This window comes from Nocardioides imazamoxiresistens (assembly GCF_032378595.1).
Lineage (GTDB): Bacteria > Actinomycetota > Actinomycetes > Propionibacteriales > Nocardioidaceae > Nocardioides > Nocardioides imazamoxiresistens.
Genome location: NZ_JAVYII010000002.1, coordinates 326,847 through 345,257 on the forward strand (window position 1 = coordinate 326,847; position 18,411 = coordinate 345,257).

An 18,411-nucleotide genomic window follows, 5' to 3' on the forward strand; every position below is an offset into this window, starting at 1 on the left:
CGGCGCGTAGGCACCTGACCTGAGCACTTCCAGCGAACACTGTTCAGCCCGTACGCAGGACGTCTTCGATCCCGGGCCGGGCGACTGCGACGTGGGGAACGAGCCAAGAGACCGGGGTCAGACGTGAACGAGGATCCGAGCACCACGCGGGCGCCAATGCCGAACGCACCGCGGTGGGTCATCCGCGGCAGCATGCTGGCCGTGCTGGTCACCCTGGCGGTCCAGGTGGGCTCCGCCGTCGACGCACCGCGTGCCCCGAGCCCGGACGAGATCGCGGCGCTGGCCCTGGAGATCACCGCCCCCGTCGCCGTCCTGCCCGCGCTGGCGGCGATGCTCCGGCTCCGACTGCTCGCCGACCTGCGCACCGTGGCCCGGCTGACCTGCCTCGCCCTCGCGGCGTGCGCCGGGATGCTCCTGGCCCGCCTGGGAGGCCCGGTGCCCCTGCTGGGTCGTGGCCACCTCGACGGCTGGTTCGTCGACCTCCTGCTCACCAGCACCCTCGTCGTGGCCGCGGTCGGCGCCGGCGCCGCGAGCATCGCCGCCCTGCGGGAGGCCCCGCCCCGCGAGGACGGCGTCGACCGTCTCGCCCGGTCCGGCGGCACGGTGGCGCTGGTCGGCGGCCTGGTCGCGCTGTGCGCGGCGCACCTGCTCGGGTGGCCGTCGCCCAGCAGCAACGCCGACGCCGTGGCGGTCGTCGCGACCGCGCTGGTCGCCATGGTCCTGCTGACCGCCGCCGCGTTGGCGGACGTGGCCCTCGTCCTGCGCGAGCGCCACCGCCGTGCCGAGGCCCTGCGCGTCCACGTCGCGGAGCTGGAAGGGGCAGCCCTCGAGCAGCGCCGTCACCGCCACGAGCTCTCGAACGCGGTCGCGGCCATCGCCATGGCCTCCAACCTCATCCACCGCACGCCCGACCTGGACCCCGACGTGCGCTACCGCCTGGAGGAGATGGTGGAGCGCGAGGCGGAGCACCTCACCGAGATGATCGCGCCGCACCGCCAACGGGCCCACGCCCCCACCAGCGCCGAAGTCGTCGACCTCGACCACACCCTGGCCCCGGTCGTGCTGGCTCGAGCCGAGGAGGGACGCGAGATCGACTGGGTGCCGAGCGGGCTGCGGGTCGTCGGCGCACCGACGGACATCGCGACCGCGGTGGCCGCCGTCATCGACGAGGCCCTGGCGAGCGCCCCGCGGACACGGTTGAGCATCCGCGTGTGCCAGGTGGACGACACCGTCCGGGTGGCGATCTGCTCCGGCGCGCCGCGACTCTGGGCTCGAGGCACCACCCGCCACCGCACCCTCGGCTCCGGGGTGGAGCGCGCCCGCAGGCTCCTGGACGCCCACGGGGCGTGCCTGACCCTCGAGCGCGGTGCGACCGGTCCGACCGTGACGATCGGTCTGCGGGCTCCCGGCCGCGACCAGGTCGCCGGAGCCACTCGATGACCCGCACGGGCCAGGTGGGCACCCGCACCGTCATCGTCGAGGACCACCAGCTGTTCGCCGAGTCCTTGGAGATCGCCATGACGGTGGAGGGTTACGACATCCGTCGGATGCCCGTCCCCGACGCCTCCGTGTCGGTCCACCAGATGGTCACCTCGGTGCTGCGCCACCGACCCCGCATCGTCCTGCTCGACCTCGACCTCGGCACCTTCGGCGACGGGGTACGCCTCATCAACCCCATCGCGCGGGGCGGCGCGAACGTCGTCGTCGTCACCGGGTCGCTCGACCCCGGCCGGTGGGGTGAGTGCGTGTGGCACGGCGCGCGCCAGGTGCTCGCCAAGACCCGTCCCCTCAACGAGATCCTCGCGGTGGTCCGGCGGCTGAGCCAGGGGCTCAACGTCATGGAGGCCGAGGAGCGCGAGCGTCTCCTGCGGCACTGGCACGAGCAGCGCCGCGAGGTGCAGCAGCACCGCGAGCGGCTCGACCGGCTGACCCCGCGCGAGCGCCAGGTGCTCAGCGGCCTCGTCGCCGGCCAGCAGGTCCGGGACATCGCCCGCGCCAGCGTCGTCTCCGAGGCGACCGTGCGCACGCAGGTGAAGTCCATCCTCGCCAAGCTCGAGGTGTCCTCCCAGATCGCCGCGGTCGGGCTGGCGCGTCAGGCGCGCTGGCAGCCCCCGGAGCAGCGGGTCGTCTGAGCCGGGTGCCTCCGCGCCTCAGCGGGGCGCCGGCGACGCGCCGGGCAGGGCCTCGGCGCGAACGGCGAGCCGGAGCGCGGAGACCGCCTCGTCCGGCGTGGCCACGGCCAGTCGCCGCATGATCCGCCGCACGAGCGCGGCGACCTCGGGATGGGTGCCCGCGTGGGTGCGTCGGACCTCGCGCGGGGTGCGACCGGCGGCCAGCTCCTCCAGCACCGCCCGCTCGGGAGCACTGAGCAGCGGCAGCCGGCCCGCCGCGACGGCGGTCGCCAGCGTCGTGCCGTGCCAGAGGTCCAGGTACGCCGCGTGGCCGGCGCCCGTCGCCGCGTCCCCGGTCCGCGAGCCGCGCGGTCCGTCGGCGAGGGTCGCCAGGCGTCCGGCGACCGTGAGCAGGCCGGCGGAGCTGGGCACGACGTCGATCGCGCCCGCCTCCAGCACGGCCCCCCACACCGCTCCGGGAGGCGCTGCCGTCATCGCCAGCCAGTCCGTGCCGGCGCGCGCCAGCGCGAGCTGCGCGGCCTGCACCGTGGCGACTGCGTCCAGGTCGGACATGAGCAGCCCGACCGGGGGGCGGGCCGCACTGCGGTCGACTCCGGGGCGTACCCCCGGCCACGGCACCACGACCGCGCTCCCGGGGCGCGCCGACGACAGCGCGACCGCCACGGCCTCGGCGACCAGGCGCTGGTCGGAGGTCACCGCGATCGCCGGTCGCGCCGCGTCCCTCGGTCCGTCCCTCGTCATCCGCGTCCGTCGCTTCCCTCGTGGTGGCCGGCCGCCGGAGGTGGCTGCCGCAGGGGACTATGGCCACCGCTCACGACGGCGTACGCCCCGCGCGCACCGGCTCCCCTGTTTTCGGGATGGGCCCGTCGGCGGAGCCGGATCCGCCGATCACCCACGCAGGTGAGCCGTGCGGGCGTACCGTGACGAGGACCCGCGACCGGGCGAGCCACCGGCACCGCCGAGGCCACGGGGCGGGTCCGGTCCGCCGGAGGGACGGGGGTGGCATGGTGCGACGCGGCACGCCCCCGCCCGAGCAGGCCCCGGAACGCCTCGTCCCTGCGGCCGGCGTCGTCCTGATCGAGCGGCACACCCTCCTCGGGGAGGCCCTCGGCATCGCCGTCGAGCTGGGTGGGCACCGGGTCCTCGACGTCGGCCTGCCACCCCGTCGCCCGCCCTACGACTCCTACGTCGCCGCCCTGGTGGCGACGGGCGCGATGGTGGTGGTCGCCGACCTCGAGCCCACCGACGTCGGCGCGACCGACCTCCTCGCGGCGCTCACCCCCGCCGGACCGTCCACGGTCGTCCTGACGGCATCCACCGACCCGGTCTGGTGGGGCCTGTGCCTCCACCACGGCGCCCACACCGTGATCGCCAAGTCCGAGCCGCTCAGCCACGTGCTCGGCGCCCTGCACCGCATCGCGAGCGACCGACCGACGATGACCCCCGGCCGACGGCAGCGTCTCCTCGCGGTGGGCGCTCGGGCCGAGCTCTCCGGCGCCGAGCACCGCCGCCGCCTCGCCCTGCTCAGCGACCGCGAGCGCGCCGTGCTGGCCCACCTGATGGCCGGCCACCACGCGGCGGACATCGCCCGGCACGACGTGGTCTCCCCCGCCACGGTCCGCGCACAGATCCGGTCCGTCCTCGCCAAGCTCGAGGTCTCCTCGCAGCTCGAGGCCGTCGCCCTGGCCCACCGAGCGGGCTGGCGCGACCAGCCCTGAAGCGGACCTGAGGCAGGTCCGAGGCGGGCCGCGGCGCCCTCATCCGGATTGGGTAACTGGGCGCCGGGCGCGCCGTCGCCGGCCCGCGGACTCCTAACTTCGCCGCCGGAACCGGGAGACGGTCGCCGCCGGCGACAGCGTCCGACCCGGCTGCCGGGGACCGGAGGACGAGGATGACCGACCTGTCGCGCACCGCCGACACCAGCGGAGGGCACTCCGACCGGATCACGTTGTGCGGCTGCGCCGTCGACCTGATGGAGCTCGGCCCCGCCGTGGCCGCCATCGCCTCGTTCGACCGCACGGACCCGGCTCCGCCGCTGGCCGTCGCGTCGGTCAACCTGGACCACCTCACCCACTTCGGCGGTGGCTCGCGCTGGCACGGCGTGCTCGAGGAGTCGCAGGCGCGCGGTCGGATGCGCTGGCTCTCGCTCGTCGACGGCGCCCCCATCGCCACCCGGGCCGAGCAGGTCACGGGCCGCCACTGGCCCCGTCTGGCCGGCAGCGACCTCACCGCGCCCGTCCTGGACGCCCTGCAGGCCGCCGGCGCCTCCGTCGGGTTCCTCGGCGGCAGCGAGGCCACGCACGAGCGGCTCCGCGCGACGCTGGCCCGGACGCGCCCCGCGCTGCGGGTGGCCGGCACCTGGGCCCCGACCCGCGAGGTCGTCTCCGACCCCGTCGCCTCGCGCGCCCTGGCGGCCGAGATCCGCGCCAGCGGCACCGACGTGCTGCTCGTGGGGCTCGGCAAGCCGCGCCAGGAGCTGTGGATCGCCGAGCACGGCCACCTCACCGGGGCCCGACGCCTGCTGGCCTTCGGCGCGGTCGTCGACTTCCTCGCCGGCGACGTGCCCCGTGCTCCCGCGTGGATGGCGGAGCACGGCCTCGAGTGGTCGTACCGGCTCGCGAAGGAGCCGCGCCGGCTGGCCCGCCGCTACGTGGTCGACGGGCCGCTCGCGTACGCACGGCTGCACCGCACCGCAGGAAGCGCGACCGACCCGGCGCAGGCCGGTGCGACGGCTCCGGGGCCCACGTTCGTCCCCCCGGACGCGGCCGCCGACGTGACCGTCGTCGTCGTGACCCACGACAGCGCCGCCGTGGTCGAGCCCCTGCTGGGCGACCTGCGCCGCGAGGTCGGCCCCCTGCGTCTGCGGGTGGTCGTCGTCGACAACCGCTCCTCCGACGACACGCTCGACCGGGTCGCCCGGCACCCGGACGTCGTGATGGAGGCGGCCCCGAACGACGGGTACGCCGCCGGGGTCAACCGGGGCGTGCGCCTGGCCGGCGATTCCCGTGCCGTGCTCGTGCTCAACCCCGACGTGCGGCTCGAGGAGGGTGCGCTCCTGGCGCTGTGGGAGCGGCTGTGGCGACCGGGGGTCGGCGCGGTCGTGCCGGCGCTGCTCGACGACGACGGCCGCGTCACCCGCTCGCTGCGCTTCGAGCCGCGGCTCCTGCGCACGCTCGGCGACGCCGTCCTCGGCGACCACCTGCCCCAGCGGCCCACCTGGGCCACGGAGACCGACCGGGACGCCGAGTCGTACGCCCACCCCCACGCCGTCGAGTGGGCGACGGGCGCCGCGGTGCTCGTGCGCACGGACGTCCTCGCCGACGTCGGTGAGTGGGACGAGTCCTACTTCCTCTACTCCGAGGAGGTCGACTTCCTGCGCCGGGTGCGCGAGGCGGGCTCGTCGACCTGGTTCGAGCCGGCCGCCCGCCTGCGCCACACCGGCGGGGGGTCGGGCGGTCCCGCGGCCGAGCTGGCGGCGCTGCTGGCCGTGAACCGCGTGCGCTACCTGGAGGGGCTGCACGGGAGGGCGTACGGCGCCGGGGTGCGGGCGGCCGCCGCCCTGGGCGAGGCGCTGCGTGCCGGGTCCGGGGACCACCGACGCTCGCTCGGCTACCTGCTGTCCCGGGGACGCTGGGACCAGCTGCCCGGCCCCGAGAGCCGAGCGGCGGCGTCGGTGGGACCCGGCCTGCTCGCCCCGCCCTGCCGGGGGCGGTCGCCCGAGGGCTCGGTGGTGGTGCCCGCGCACGACGAGGCGGCCGTGATCGCCCGCGCGCTCGCACCGCTGGCCTCCCTCGCGGCCGGCGGGGAGGTCGAGGTGGTGGTCGCCGCCAACGGCTGCCGCGACACCACGGTGGAGCGCGCCCGGCAGGTCGAGGACGTGGTGGTCCTCGACCTGGCCCGACCGTCCAAGACGGCCGCGCTCAACGCGGCGGACGCCGTCGCGACGCGCTGGCCACGGCTCTACGTGGACGCCGACGTGGAGATCACCCCACGGGCCGTCGCGGACGTCCTCGCCACGCTGGCCGAGCAGGCGGGTCCCGGCGCGTCGCCCGTGCTCGCCGCCCGCCCCCCGTTCGTCTACGACTGCGCGCGAGCGAGCCGGTGGGTGCGGGCCTACTACGCGGCGCGCGGGCGCCTGCCGGAGGCGCACGCGCACCTGTGGGGCGCCGGCGTCTACGGCGTCTCGCGCGTCGGCCACGAGCGGTTCGGCCGCTTCCCGAGCGTCGTCGCCGACGACCTCTTCGTCGACGGCGTCTTCGCGCCCGACGAGCGCGCCGTGGTCGACACCGATCCCGTCGTCGTCCACACGCCCCGCGACCTGCGCAGCCTCGTCGTCACCCTGCGCCGCAGCGGGGCCGGCAACCGCGCCCTGGCCCGGCGCGCCGACCTCCTGCGCCGCGACGACGCCCCGGGGGCGGCCTCGACGGTGCGCCACCTGCTCACCACGGTCCGCTCCCCGCGCCACCTCGCCGAGGCGGCGGTGTACGCGGGGGTGGCCCTGGCCGCCCGCGTGCCCGCCCGGGTGCCAGCCCGGGCCCCGGGCGAGGCATCGACCGCGGCGCCGGCGTGGGGCCGCGACGACTCGTCGCGCGCCGCGGCTCAGGCCCCCGGTCGTGACCGCCGGCGGGCCAGCGACCGGTCGCCGACGGCGATCCCCGCCGCGAGCACCACGCCGACGACGCCGATCCCGAGCATCGAGCGCGTCGTGCTCCCGACGACCCGGGTGGTCTGAACGTGCTCGGGCGAGAGCTGGGTGCGGATCCGGTCCTCCGGCGCCACGCCGGAGTCCGCCTGGCGCCGGTCGGCGGTCCCCCGGACGTCCGCGAGGACGTCCTCGGCGAGACGGTCGGCCTCCGCGCGGGTGGGCATGACGACCTGCACGTTGAGGTACGGCTGGTCGAAGGCGCTCTGCCACTGGCCGCCCGAGCGGGCGAGCTGCACGGCGTACCCCTCCTCGACGCCGGCCGCGTAGAGCCGCGCGTCGCCGGAGGCCAGCACCACGCGCTGCGGGCGACCGACCACCTCGCGCTCGACGGCCGCCGCGAACGGCACCAGCGCGTCGTCGTCGCCCTCGAGCGCGTTGCCCGGCCGCTCCGGCGGCACGAACACGACGTCCACGCTGCCCCACCACACGGGGGCCGGCCGCAGCAGGAGGACCGTCGCCGCCGTGCCGAGGAGGACGAGACCGACGAGCAGCAGGGCCGCACCGGACACACCGATCCGGGTGGGTCGCAGCAGACGTCCGACCATGCCGCGGACCTCCGTCGCTCTCCGTGGGCGCAGGGCGCCGGGCGGTGCCCGACCTCGAGGGTGCCGGGGGCCGCCATCGTAGGGCGGCGCCGCCCCCGCCGACCTGCGAAACCGACCGAACCGACCGAACCGACCGGAGGACGCTGACATGGACCTCACCACCGTGCTCCGGATGCTGGCGCGTCGCTGGTACGTCGCCGTGGTCGCCGTCGCGCTGGCGGGCGTCGCCACGCTGACCGCGGCCGGGTCGGTGCCCACCACGACCACCGCGGGCGCGAGCGTGCTGCTGCTGCCGCCGGCGTCCAGCCTCGGCGAGGACGGCAACCCGTACCTCTACCTCGGCGGCCTCGGCCAGGCCGCCGACGTCCTCGTCGCCCGCCTCGACAGCGAGGACGTCGCCGGACCGGTCCGCGAGCGGCACCCGGACGTCGAGATCGTGGTCACCCGCGACACCACGACCACGGGCCCGATCCTGCTCGTCACCGCCACGGCCACGGACGCCAGCACCGTCGGGCCCGCCGTCGAGGACGTGCTGGCGACCGTGCCCGACCAGCTCCGCTCGCTGCAGGACTCCCTGGGGGTCCCGGAGGGCTCGGTCATCACCTCCACGACGCTCACCGACGTCGACCTCGCACCCGCCGACACCAGCGCCCGCACCCGCGCCGGGCTCGCCGCCGGCGCCGTCGGCCTCGGGGCGGCGGTCCTCCTGACCTGCGGTGTCGACCTGCTCCTGATGCGGCGGCGACGCGGCGCCGCTGCGAGCGACCGCGAGGACCACGGCGGCGGCGAGTCGGCCGGCACCACGGGACGCGACCTGGCCGCGGCGCGCTGAGATGTCGGGCGCACTGACGGGCGCGCTGACGGGTGCGCCCGCACGGGCCCTGCGCCGCCACTCCGACCCGGCCACCGTCCTCAGCGTCGTCGTGGTGGTGCTGCTGGCGGTGCCGAGCGAGCTGCGGGTCGGCGCGCTCGGGGCGGCCGGCTCGCCGGCGGTGCTGGCCGGTCTCGGGTGCCTGCTCGTGTGGTCGGCACGGGCCGCGTCCGGCGCCACCGCGATCCCGCTGCGGCCACGCCTGGCGGTGCTCGCCTTCGGACTGACCGTGCTGCTGGCCTGGACCGCCGCGCAGCTGCGTCCCCTGCCGCCCTCGGAGGGCAACGCCGCCGACCTGGGCGTGCTGCGGGCGGCCGCCTTCTGCGGGGTCCTGCTGCTCGCCGCCGAGGTCGGCCGCCACCGCGACCGCCTGCTCGTGCTGCAGCGACGGCTGGTCCTGGCCGGCGCCGCGCTGGCGTTGCTCGGGCTCGTCCAGTTCGTCACCGGGGCGGTCCTCGTCGACCGGGTCTGGATCCCCGGTCTCGTCTCGGCGCAGGAGTTCAGCGGCGTCAGCGAGCGCGGCGGCTTCGTGCGGCCGGCGGGCACCGCGATGAGCGCCCTGGAGTACTCGTTCGCCCTGGCGGTCGTCTTCCCGTACGCCCTCGGGCTCGCCGTCTGCGACCGTCACCGCGCGCTCGTGCGCAGGGTCCTGCCGTGCCTGCTGGTGGGCCTGGGGCTGCTGACGTCGGTCTCCCGCTCCGGGGTGGTCGGGATCGTGCTCGGTGCGCTGGTGCTCCTGCCCGCCTGGTCGCCCGCCCTGCGACGTCGGATGCTGCTGCTGGCGCCCTTCCTGGCGGTGGGGTTCTACCTCCTCGTGCCCGGGATGAGCGGCACCCTGCGGGACCTCTTCACGACCGCCGACCAGGACCCGAGCGCCCTGTCGCGCACCGGCAGCTACGAGGTCGCCGCCGCCTTCGTGGAGAGCTCGCCGGTGGTGGGCCGCGGGTTCGGCACCTTCCTGCCCGCCTACCGGATCCTGGACAACCAGTACCTGTTGCTGGCCGTCGAGGTGGGGCTGCTGGGTCTGGTGGCCTTCGTCGCCCTCCTCGGCTGCTGCGTCGTCGGGGCGCGGGGCACCCTGCGCACCCGCACGGCGACGGGTTCCACCGACGCCGACGCCGCCGACGCCGCCGAGCGGGACCGTCAGCTCCGCCAGGCGGCCCTGGGCACCGTGCTGGTCGGCGCGGCGCTGGCCGCCGTGCTCGACGTGTTCGCCTTCCCCATGGCCGCGGGGTCGCTGGCCCTGGTGTGCGGTCTGGCCCTCGCGCAGGGCAGGAGCGCGCCGTGAGCCCGCCGCTGGTCGTCTACGGCGCCGGCGTCCGCTTCGACGACGTCCCCGGCACAGACCACCACCTCGTGCGGCACCTGGCCCGCCACGTCGACGTCTGGTGGGTCGACCCGCCGGTCTCCGTGCTGCGGCCCCGCGGGAGGCCGGGCGCGTGCGGCGACGGCGTGCGTCGGGTGCCCGTGACGACCACGCCCCTGCCGAGCCGGCCGGGCGGACGGGTCCTGGCCCGTGCGGCCACCGCCCTGACCGTGCGGCGGTTGCTGCGCCGCGACGGGCGTACGCCCCTGGCCGTCGTGTCGGCCCGACCCGAGCCGCACCTGCGCGACCTGCCGGCCCGCTGTCACGTCTACTACGCGACCGACGACTTCGTGGCGGGCGCCGGGCTGCTCGGCCTGTCCGAGCGCGGACTGCGGCACGCCGAGCGGCGCAGCCTGGCCCGCGCCGACCTCGCCGTCGCGGTCACGCCGCTGCTGCAGGCGCGCTGGGGACCCGCGGTGCCGTCGATGGTGCTGCCCAACGGCTGCGACAGTACCCGGTACGCCGGCGTGCCCGACCCGGACCCGGTCACGGAGCCGGTCGCCGCCGTCGTCGGCCAGCTCTCCGCCCGGATCGACCTCGCGCTCCTCGAGGCGGTGGTCGACCGTGGTCGCCGCCTGCTGCTCGTCGGGCCGGCCGACCCCTCGCTCGACCGCCCCCGCTTCGACCGGCTCGTCGAGCGTCCGGAGGTGACCTGGCTGGGTCGTCGCCCGGCGTCCGAGCTGCCCGCGCTGCTCTCGGGCGTCAAGGTCGGGCTGACCCCCTACACCGACACCGCCTTCAACCGGGCCAGCCACCCGTTGAAGACCCTCGAGTACCTGGCGGCGGGACGCGCGGTGGTCTCGACCCCGCTCCCCGCCGTCGCCACGCTCGCCTGCCCCGCCGTCGCCACGGGCGCCACCCCGGAGGCGTTCGCCGACGCGGTGGACCGCGCCCTCGACGCGCCCGACGACTCCGCGTCGGTGGCCGGGCGCAAGGCCTTCGCGGCCCGCCACGACTGGGGCGTGCGAGCGCAGACGCTGCTCGTGGAGATCACACGGGTCGCGCGTTGAAGTCGTCGCGCGATCCGCGCCCGACGAGCCGCGCGCCGTGGCGGCGCAGCTTGTAGTCGGCCAGCCGCACCAGCGTCCGCGCCGGGGCTCCGGGGCGCGCGCCGTGGCTCGCGTCGGGATCGAGCGCCAGGGCGTACACCCCCTCCAGCAGGGCCGCCGCGCGCTCCAGGCTGAAGCGCCGCACGGCGAGGTCGCGCCCCCACTCCCCCAGCGTCGCCCGTCGGGCGGGGTCGCCGGCGAGGTCGGCGAGCAGGCCCGCCAGGTGCTCGCGCGCCTGCTCCGGGCCGCGGTCGCCGACGCCGTAGAAGCCGCGGTCGAGGAAGTACGGCAGCGTCCGCGGCTCCAGCAGCTCGAAGAAGCCCGACTCTCCCTGCACGACCAGCGGACGGGCGAACGCGATGGAGCGCAGCGCCGAGCCGCCCATCCCGACCGCGACGTCGGCGCGGTCGTAGACGGGGCGCGGGTCCGCCACCGCGCCCAGCAGCCGGACCGCCGGGCGGCCGCACCGCTCGTTGACCGCGTCGGCCCGCGCCTGCACGAGCCCGCGGGCGGGACCGTCCCCGGCGATCGTCAGGCGCACCTCGACGCCGCCGGACCCGACGTCGGCGGGCAGGTCACCCACCGCGTCCACCGCCGTGAGCAGGCCCTCCAGCTTGAGCTCCGGCACCAGGCGGCAGACCACCGCCACCTCGACGGGCGCCCCCGGCACGGGTGCGGGCCGCTCCCCCGCCCCGGGCCGGTCGGCGAGCACGTCGACGGGGGGCTCGATCACCACGACCGGCCCCGAGCGGCTGTCCACGCAGGACGCGCGGATCCGCTCCGTCCCCACGACCAGCGGCACGGCCTCCGGCAGGAACGGTGCCACCGACATCGACAGCACCGTGGCCACCACCCGGGTGGGCAGGCCCACGCACGCCGCGCCGGCCTCGAGCACCGGCGGCCACTCGTAGCCGTGCACCACGTCGATGCACCGGCTGCGCAGCACCCGGCGCAGGTGCGCGACCCGTGCAGCGCTCGGGCAGGAGCGGCCGGGCGGCGCGAGCACGTGCTCGAGGCCGCGCCCGGCCAGCGTGTCGACCAGCTCGCCGGCCTGGCTGTAGACGACGACCTCGTGGCCGCGCGCCTGCAGCGCGCCGGCCAGGTCGAGGGCGTTGAGCTGGCTGCCGCCGAGCTCCATCGCGTGCGGGTAGACGAGGATCCTCATGCCGGTGCCTCCGTCGCGGTGGTGGTCGTGGTCGTGGTGGTGGCCGCGGCGGGTACGCCCGGCAGCCCGGCCGTCAGCACCACCAGGTGGCCCCGACGCAGCAGCAGGAGCCAGGCGGCGAGCGTGGCCACGGCGGCGACGGCGAGGGTCACGAGGTCGCCGGCACCTGCGAGGCCGGCGAGCCCGACGGCGAGGGCGAGCGCCAGGCCCGCGCCCAGGGGGGCCACGGCACCGCGCAGCACCGGCACGACGGGCGTGCGCGCGGCGCGTAGCGCGAGGGCGTACGCCGGCAGCACCACGACCGGTCCGACCAGCGCCACTGCGAGCGCGGCGCCCGCCAGCCCGTCCAGGCGCAGGCCCAGGAGGACGGCCGGGACCAGGGCGACCAGCCAGACGGCCTGCACGGACAGCACCCGGGCGGTGCGCCCCGCGACCACCAGGTAGTCGTAGAGCAGCTCGCAGAGGACCCGCGCCACGGCCGCCAGCGCGAGCCAGCGCAGGGGCTCGGCCGCGGCGTGCCAGGCCGGACCGTAGACGACCGCGACCACCGCGTCGGCGCACACGGCGAGGGCGACGCAGCACGGCACCGCGAGGGCGAGGAGTCCCCGAGCGACCAGGCCGAGGGCCTCGTGGGCCGCCGGGGCGTCCGCGCGGCGGCGGGCGAACAGCGGCGGGGTGACCTGCCGCAACGGGGCGGAGAGCAGCTGCACGGGCCAGCCGGCGAGGTTGACCGCGAGGACGTACGCCCCCAGCGCCGTCGGCCCGAGCACCGCGCCGACCACGAGCTGGTCGGCGAACCCGATCCCGAACACGACGGCGCTCGCGCCGGCCAGCGGCACCCCGAAGCGCAGGAGCCCCGGCACGACGGCGGGGTCCCACCCCGCGCGCCACGGCAGCGGCGAGAAGCGCACCAGCAGGATCCCCGAGACCACCGCGCCGACCAGGCGCCCGACGGCCAGGCTGGCGGCGCCCGCCCCGGCGATCGCGAGGGCCAGCGATACGCCTGCCCCCAGCCACAGGTTGACCTGGTCGGCGACCAGACGCAGGTCCTGGCGCAGCTCGCGCTGCAGCAGCGCCGCCGGGGTCGCGACGATCCCGTTGACCAGCACGCACAGGGCGAGCAGCCGCACCGGACCGGTGGCGCCTGGCGCACCCATCGCGGTGGCGAACGGGGCAGCCGCGGCCGCCATCGCCGCCGCCAGCACCGCGCTGCTGGCCACGCTCAGCGCGGTCACCGTCGGCGCGATGCGACGCGGGTCGCCCGGCCACCGCACGATGGCCAGGCTGACCCCGAGGTCGTTGAACGCGAGCACGGCCATCAGCGCGACGAAGGCCACCGCGAACGTCCCGAACTCCTCCGGGCCGACGATGCGGGCGATCGCGATGCCGGTCGCGAGGCCCGCGACCTTCGACAGGGCGGTGTTCACCGCGCTGAACCCGAGGGCCCCCCGCTCCGAGGGGCCGGCGGGGGGCCGGCCCCTCATCGTGCGGCGACCGCTGCGGCCGAGGACCCGGAGGCGGCGCCCACGTCGCGCAGCGCCCGGGCCAGGCACGCGGCCACCCGCTCCTGCTGCGCCTCGGTGATCTGCGGGAACAGCGGCAGGGACAGGATCTCGCCCGCCGCCCGCTCCGCCACCGGGAAGCTGCCCGGGCCCAGACCGAGGTGCCGGTAGGCGCCCGTCAGGTGCACCGGGGTCGGGTAGTGCACCCCGGCCTCCACGCCCGCCTCGCGCAGGGACGCCCACACGCGGTCGCGGTGCGGCACCCGTACGACGTAGAGGTGCTGCACGTCGGTGGCCTCCGGGTCCCCCGGGCTCAGGCGTACGCCCGCGACGTCGGCCAGCAGCGCGTCGTAGCGCCGCGAGGCCTCACGGCGCAGCTCGTTCCACCGCGCCAGCCGCCGCAGCTTCGCCGACAGCACGACCGCCTGCACCGTGTCGAGGCGGGAGTTCATGCCGACGACGTCGTGGACGTACTTGCGCGGCGAGCCGTGCGCCGCCAGCAGCCGCACCCGGGCGGCGACCTCCTCGTCGCCGGTCGTGACGGCGCCGGCGTCGCCGGCGGCGCCCAGGTTCTTGCCGGGGTAGAAGCTCGTGGCCGCCGCGTCCCCCAGGGCGCCCGCCGATCGCCCGGCCCGGTGCGCGCCCTGCGCCTGCGCCGCGTCCTCGACGACGCGCAGACCGTGCGCGGCGGCGACCGCCTCGACCGGCTCCATCGGCACCACCCGGCCGAACAGGTGCACCGGGACGATCGCGCGGGTGCGCGGCCCGACGGCCGCAGCGACCGCCTCGGCGTCGAGCAGCAGCCGCTCGTCGTCGACGTCGACCGGGCGCGGCACCGCCCCGATCCGCGAGACCGCCTCGGCCGTCGCGACGAACGTGTTGGCCGGCAGGACGACCTCGTCGCCCGGCCCCACGCCGACGGCGCGCAGCGCGAGCTCCAGCGCGTCGGTGCCGTTGGCGACGCCGATGCAGTGCCGCGCGCCGACGAACTGCGCGTACGCCTCCTCGAAGGCCCGCACCTCGGGGCCCCCCACGAAGGCGGCCCGGCGCATCACGTCCTCCACCCCGGCGCGGACCTCGTCGGCGACCTCGGCGTGCTGCGCCACGAGGTCCATCAGCGGCACGGTCGGCGGGATCGGCGGGGTCATCGCGCACCCGCTCCGTGCCGACGCCGCGCCACGCCCCGCGCCCGCAGCGGTCGGGCCGGCACCCCGGCCCACGTCTCGCCGGGCGGGAGGTCCTCGAGGAGCACCGATCCCATCCCGAGCACCGCGCCCTCGCCGACGACGACGCCCTCGCGGACGCTCGCGTTCATGCCGATGGTGGCGCCGCGGCCGACGCGGACGCTGCCGCCGAGGCTGACACCGGCGCAGAGGGTCGCGTAGGACTCCACCACGACGTCGTGCGTCAGGGTCACCTGCGGCATCAGCACGACGTGCTCGGCCAGGACCACGTCCGTCGTGAGGACGCTCCCGGCCAGCACGACGGCGCCCCGCCCGGTGCGCCAGGGGGCCCACCGCACGCCCGGGTCGACGATGCAGACGTGGCGCGAGTCCGCGACGCCCATGGCGCGCAGACGCTCCACGAGGCGGCGGCGGGCCGCGCCGCTGCCCGCGCACACCACGACGCGGTCCTCGGGACGGTCGAGCAGCGTGTCGAGCCCGCCGAGGACCCGACGGCCCCCGACGGTGGTGCCCCAGCGGCGGGGGTCGTCGTCGACGAACGCGATCTGCGCGTGCTCGCCGGCGCTCTCCGCCGCGGCCGCGGCCTCGCGTCCCAGCCCGCCCGACGCCACGACCAGCAGCGTGCTCACGCAGCCCTCCCCGCGTCGCGCAGGACGTCGACGACGCGGGCCTGCTCGGACTCCGACATCTGGTGGAAGAGCGGCAGCACGAGGGTGCGCCGGCTCAGCCGCTCCGTCACGGGCAGGCGCGCGCCGCGCGCCAGCCGCCAGTAGGGCCGCTCGAGGTGGATCGCCATGATCCCGCGCCGCGCCGAGACGTCCGCACGCGCGAGCTCGGCGAGCAGGTCGTCGCGCTCGAGCGGGTAGTCGTCGAGGACCTCGACCCAGTACGACTGGAAGTTGGTCCGGCCGTGCGGCGGGTCCGCGACGGGGTGCAGGCCGGGCACGTCGTCGAGGGCCTTCGCGTAGGTCGCGGCGAGCGTGCGGCGCCGGTCGACGACCTCGGCGAGCCGGTCGAGCTGGACCAGCCCGATCGCCGCCTGGAGGTCGGTCATCCGGTGGTTGAAGCCGACCTCGCCGTACTCCTCGTGCGGGGCCAGCGCGTGGGCGTGCCGCTCGGCCGCGCCGGCGCTCATCGCGTGCTCGCGCAGCCTGCGGGCCCGTGCGGCCCAGTCCTCACGCGCCGTCGTCAGCATCCCGCCCTCCCCGGTGGTCAGGACCTTGCGGGGGTGGAACGACCACGCCGTGAGGTCCGCGCCGACCCCGACCGGGCGCCCGCCGTAGGTCGACCCGATCCCGCAGGCCGCGTCCTCGACGAGCACCAGGCCGCGCGCCTCGCACAGGGCCCGCAGCGGCGCGAGGTCCACGGGTACGCCCGCCTGGTCGACGACCACGACGGCCCGCGTGTGGGGGGTCAGGACCCGCTCGACGGTCTCGGCCGTCACGTTGCCCGTGCGCCCGCACACGTCGGCGAACACGGGCTGCGCCCCGACGTAGGTCACCGCGTTGGCGGTCGCGATGAACGAGAAGGACGGCACCACCACCTCGTCGCCGGCGCCGATGCCGGCCACGACGAGCGCCAGGTGCAGCGCGGTCGTGCAGCTGGAGGTGGCCACCGCGTGCGGCGCCTCGACCCGTGCCGCGAAGGCCCGCTCGAACTCCGCGACCCGCGGACCCTGGGCGACCCAGCCGGACGCGATCACCGCGGCGACCGCGTCCGCCTCCTCCTGGCCCAGCCACGGCCGCATCACCGGCAGGCGGCTCACGAGCCCGCTCCGACCAGCGTGCCGCGACCGGCGGCGATCTCCTCGCGCAGCGGGCGCCACCAGGCGACGAGCTCGCGCAGCCCGTCGACGAGGTCCGTCGACGCCTCGAAGCCGAGCGCGTCGCGGGCCGCGCGGGTGTCGGCGAGCCGGCGGGTGACGCCGTTGACCAGCCGCGCCGCGGTGTGCTCGGGCACCAGGTCGGCGCCCATCACGCCGAGCAGCGCCGCCGCCAGCCCACGCAGGCTGGTCTCGGTCCCGCTGCCCACGTTGAACGCGCCCTCGTGGACGGGGGCGGCCGCCGCCAGGAGGTTGGCGCGGGCGACGTCGCGCACGTGGACGAAGTCCATCGTCTGTGACCCGTCGCCCTGGATGACGGGCGGCAGCCCGTCGGCGATCCGCTCCATCCACCGCACCAGCACCTCGGTGTAGGCGCCGTGCACGTCCATCCGCGGTCCGTAGACGTTGAAGTAGCGCAACGCCACCCAGCGCAGGCCGTGGGTCGCCCCGAAGCTGCGGAGCACGCCCTCGTTGAAGCTCTTGGCGGCGCCGTAGAACGTCTCGTTGGCGTGGTGGTGGTGCCGCTCCGGGGTCGGGAACTCTTCGGCCATGCCGTACACCGAGGCCGACGAGGCGGCGACGAGCTTGTCCACCCCGTGCTCGGCGGCGGCCTCCGCCACCGTGAAGGTGCCGTCGACCAGCACCTCGAGCGCCGTGCGCGGCTCCTCCGCGCACCGGGTGATCCGCAGCGCCGCCTGGTGGAGCACGAGGTCCGCGCCGCGCACCAGGTCGTGGACGAGGTCGCGGTCGCGCAGGTCCCCCTCGACGAGCACCAGGCGCCCCGTGGCCGCGGCCGGTCCCAGGTTGGCGCGGCGGCCGCGGCTGAGGTCGTCGAGGACGACCACCTGGGCGGCGCCGGCGTCGAGCAGCTGGTCGACGATCGTGGACCCGATGGTGCCCGCGCCGCCGGTGACCAGCGCGCGGACCCCGGCCAGCGACCCCTGCGCCCGCGCGCTCACGCCGCGCCCCCGACCGTCACGAGCCCGGCCTCGGCGGCGATCGGGACGAACGCGCCGCCGCGCGCCAGGCTGGCGGCAGCCTGCTCGAGGACGGTGAGCACGCGCAGGCCGTCGCGGCCGTCGGTGCGCGCCGGCCGGCCCTCGCGGATCGCGGCGGCCAGCTCGGCCACGACGAGCGAGAGCGGCTCGTGCTCGGGCAGCGCCGGCGACCAGGTGTCGCCGAGGCGGTAGGAGACCCCGGAGCGTCGCCGGTCGTCGGTGTCCTGCTGGACCAGGTCGACGCCGCGGTCGTAGACGCTGAGGCGCTGCACCGGGTTGAGGTCGTCCCACACGAGCGTGCGGCGGGTGCCCCCGACGACCATGCGGCGGATCTTGGTCGGGCTCAGCCAGTTGACGTTGACGTGGGCCAGCGCGCCGCCGGGCAGCGGCAGGGTGAGGTAACCGATGCAGGCCTTGCCGGCCCCGAGCGGGTCGGCGGCGAACGCGGTCACCCCGGTGGGGGCGAGACCGCCGGGGAGGACGAAGTCGAGGATGGCCAGGTCGTGCGGCGCCAGGTCCCACAGCACGTCGACGTCGGGCTGGACGAGGCCGAGGTTGATCCGCGTGGCGTCGACGTAGAGGACGTCGCCGATCGCGCCCTCGTGCACGAGCTCGCGCATCCGCAGCACGGCGGGCGTGTAGCAGTAGGTGTGGTCGGTCATCAGGACGAGCCCGCGCTGCTCGGCGGCGGCCACCATGGCCCGCCCGGCGGCGACCGAGTGGGCCAGCGGCTTCTCCACGAGCACGTGCTTGCCGCTCGCCAGGGCGCGACCGACGACGTCGCCGTGCGTACGCGCCGGGGTGGCGACCGCGACGGCGTCCACGTCGTCGCGCCGCAGGACCTCGTCGAGGTCGTCGGTCGCCGTCACCCCGGGCCGCTCGGCGCTCAGCGCTGCGGCCCGCGCGCGGTCCAGGTCGCAGACGGCGCGCAGCTCCCAGTCCGGCGCCGTCGCGAAGTTGCGCACCAGGTTCGGCCCCCAGTAGCCGGCTCCCACCACGGCCACGCCGAGTCGGTCCCTCGCCATCTGCTTCTCCTCGTCTCGTGAGCCGACCGACCGGCCGACGTCCGAGG

At 76.8% G+C, this 18,411-nt stretch carries 15 protein-coding genes; 7 read left to right on the top strand and 8 right to left on the bottom strand.

Features of this window, described 5'->3' with window-relative positions:
* Window positions 1–156 precede the first annotated feature (156 nt).
* Together RDV89_RS05635 and RDV89_RS05640 are read left to right on the top strand one after the other, a co-directional pair.
* Window positions 157–1,440, top strand: coding sequence for a sensor histidine kinase family protein (locus RDV89_RS05635; protein ID WP_315731963.1), 1,284 nt, complete (start codon window positions 157–159; stop codon window positions 1,438–1,440).
* Window positions 1,437–2,132 (top strand): LuxR C-terminal-related transcriptional regulator, encoded by a 696-nt coding sequence (locus tag RDV89_RS05640; RefSeq protein ID WP_315731964.1) that lies wholly within the window; start codon window positions 1,437–1,439, stop codon window positions 2,130–2,132. The genes RDV89_RS05635 and RDV89_RS05640 overlap by 4 nt, the downstream gene beginning before the upstream one ends.
* 18 nt (window positions 2,133–2,150) lie before the next feature.
* Here the strand turns inward: RDV89_RS05640 and RDV89_RS05645 are convergent, their stop codons facing one another.
* A complete protein-coding gene (locus tag RDV89_RS05645; RefSeq protein WP_315731965.1) occupies window positions 2,151–2,828 on the bottom strand; it encodes a hypothetical protein in 678 nt (225 codons plus the stop codon).
* Window positions 2,829–3,136: 308 nt separating this feature from the next.
* Here RDV89_RS05645 and RDV89_RS05650 point away from each other — a divergent pair, with 308 nt between their 5' ends.
* The 5 genes from RDV89_RS05650 to RDV89_RS05670 all read left to right on the top strand — a co-directional run bounded on the left by RDV89_RS05650 (window position 3,137) and on the right by RDV89_RS05670 (window position 10,629).
* Window positions 3,137–3,850 (top strand): helix-turn-helix transcriptional regulator, encoded by a 714-nt coding sequence (locus tag RDV89_RS05650; protein WP_315731966.1) that lies wholly within the window; start codon window positions 3,137–3,139, stop codon window positions 3,848–3,850.
* 173 nt (window positions 3,851–4,023) lie between these two features.
* Entirely contained in the window at window positions 4,024–6,864 is a 2,841-nt protein-coding gene (locus RDV89_RS05655) for a WecB/TagA/CpsF family glycosyltransferase (protein ID WP_315731967.1), read from the top strand.
* Between the two features lie 666 nt (window positions 6,865–7,530).
* Window positions 7,531–8,214 carry a hypothetical protein gene (locus tag RDV89_RS05660; protein WP_315731968.1) on the top strand — a complete coding sequence of 228 codons (684 nt, stop codon included), beginning with the start codon at window positions 7,531–7,533 and terminating at the stop codon, window positions 8,212–8,214.
* Window position 8,215: 1 nt separating this feature from the next.
* Entirely contained in the window at window positions 8,216–9,541 is a 1,326-nt protein-coding gene (locus RDV89_RS05665; RefSeq protein ID WP_315731969.1) for an O-antigen ligase family protein, read from the top strand.
* Window positions 9,538–10,629, top strand: coding sequence for a glycosyltransferase (locus RDV89_RS05670; protein ID WP_315731970.1), 1,092 nt, complete (start codon window positions 9,538–9,540; stop codon window positions 10,627–10,629). The genes RDV89_RS05665 and RDV89_RS05670 overlap by 4 nt, the downstream gene beginning before the upstream one ends.
* Here the strand turns inward: RDV89_RS05670 and RDV89_RS05675 are convergent.
* The 7 genes from RDV89_RS05675 to RDV89_RS05705 are packed head-to-tail and all read right to left on the bottom strand — an operon-like array spanning window position 10,610 to window position 18,364.
* Window positions 10,610–11,833 (bottom strand): glycosyltransferase family 4 protein, encoded by a 1,224-nt coding sequence (locus RDV89_RS05675; RefSeq protein WP_315731971.1) that lies wholly within the window; start codon window positions 11,831–11,833, stop codon window positions 10,610–10,612. The two genes, RDV89_RS05670 and RDV89_RS05675, sit on opposite strands and share 20 nt — an antisense overlap.
* Entirely contained in the window at window positions 11,830–13,260 is a 1,431-nt protein-coding gene (locus RDV89_RS05680; protein ID WP_315731972.1) for an oligosaccharide flippase family protein, read from the bottom strand. Before RDV89_RS05680 ends, RDV89_RS05675 begins: the two co-directional genes overlap by 4 nt.
* Window positions 13,261–13,313: 53 nt before the next feature.
* On the bottom strand, window positions 13,314–14,483 hold the full coding sequence (locus RDV89_RS05685; RefSeq protein WP_315731973.1) for a DegT/DnrJ/EryC1/StrS family aminotransferase: 1,170 nt from the start codon (window positions 14,481–14,483) through the stop codon (window positions 13,314–13,316).
* The gene (locus RDV89_RS05690; RefSeq protein WP_315731974.1) at window positions 14,480–15,148 is read right to left on the bottom strand and encodes a PglD-related sugar-binding protein; all 669 of its coding nucleotides are present in this window, start codon (window positions 15,146–15,148) and stop codon (window positions 14,480–14,482) included. The genes RDV89_RS05685 and RDV89_RS05690 overlap by 4 nt, the downstream gene beginning before the upstream one ends.
* The gene (locus RDV89_RS05695) at window positions 15,145–16,284 is read right to left on the bottom strand and encodes a DegT/DnrJ/EryC1/StrS family aminotransferase (RefSeq protein WP_315731975.1); all 1,140 of its coding nucleotides are present in this window, start codon (window positions 16,282–16,284) and stop codon (window positions 15,145–15,147) included. The genes RDV89_RS05690 and RDV89_RS05695 overlap by 4 nt, the downstream gene beginning before the upstream one ends.
* Window positions 16,281–17,300 (bottom strand): NAD-dependent epimerase/dehydratase family protein, encoded by a 1,020-nt coding sequence (locus RDV89_RS05700; protein ID WP_315731976.1) that lies wholly within the window; start codon window positions 17,298–17,300, stop codon window positions 16,281–16,283. Before RDV89_RS05700 ends, RDV89_RS05695 begins: the two co-directional genes overlap by 4 nt.
* Window positions 17,297–18,364, bottom strand: a complete 1,068-nt coding sequence (locus RDV89_RS05705; RefSeq protein WP_315731977.1) for a Gfo/Idh/MocA family protein — start codon at window positions 18,362–18,364, stop codon at window positions 17,297–17,299. Before RDV89_RS05705 ends, RDV89_RS05700 begins: the two co-directional genes overlap by 4 nt.
* Between the last annotated feature and the right edge of the window lie 47 nt (window positions 18,365–18,411).

Excerpts from the sequence above, each read along its gene's own strand:
- RDV89_RS05675 (WP_315731971.1), bottom strand. The coding sequence starts at position 11,833 with ATGAGGATCCTCGTCTACCCGCACGCGATGGAGCTCGGCGGCAGCCAG.
- RDV89_RS05635 (WP_315731963.1), top strand. The coding sequence starts at position 157 with ATGCCGAACGCACCGCGGTGGGTCATCCGCGGCAGCATGCTGGCCGTG.
- RDV89_RS05650 (WP_315731966.1), top strand. The coding sequence starts at position 3,137 with ATGGTGCGACGCGGCACGCCCCCGCCCGAGCAGGCCCCGGAACGCCTC.
- RDV89_RS05685 (WP_315731973.1), bottom strand. The coding sequence starts at position 14,483 with ATGACCCCGCCGATCCCGCCGACCGTGCCGCTGATGGACCTCGTGGCG.
- RDV89_RS05660 (WP_315731968.1), top strand. The coding sequence starts at position 7,531 with ATGGACCTCACCACCGTGCTCCGGATGCTGGCGCGTCGCTGGTACGTC.
- RDV89_RS05705 (WP_315731977.1), bottom strand. The coding sequence starts at position 18,364 with ATGGCGAGGGACCGACTCGGCGTGGCCGTGGTGGGAGCCGGCTACTGG.
- RDV89_RS05640 (WP_315731964.1), top strand. The coding sequence starts at position 1,437 with ATGACCCGCACGGGCCAGGTGGGCACCCGCACCGTCATCGTCGAGGAC.
- RDV89_RS05665 (WP_315731969.1), top strand. The coding sequence starts at position 8,216 with ATGTCGGGCGCACTGACGGGCGCGCTGACGGGTGCGCCCGCACGGGCC.
- RDV89_RS05655 (WP_315731967.1), top strand. The coding sequence starts at position 4,024 with ATGACCGACCTGTCGCGCACCGCCGACACCAGCGGAGGGCACTCCGAC.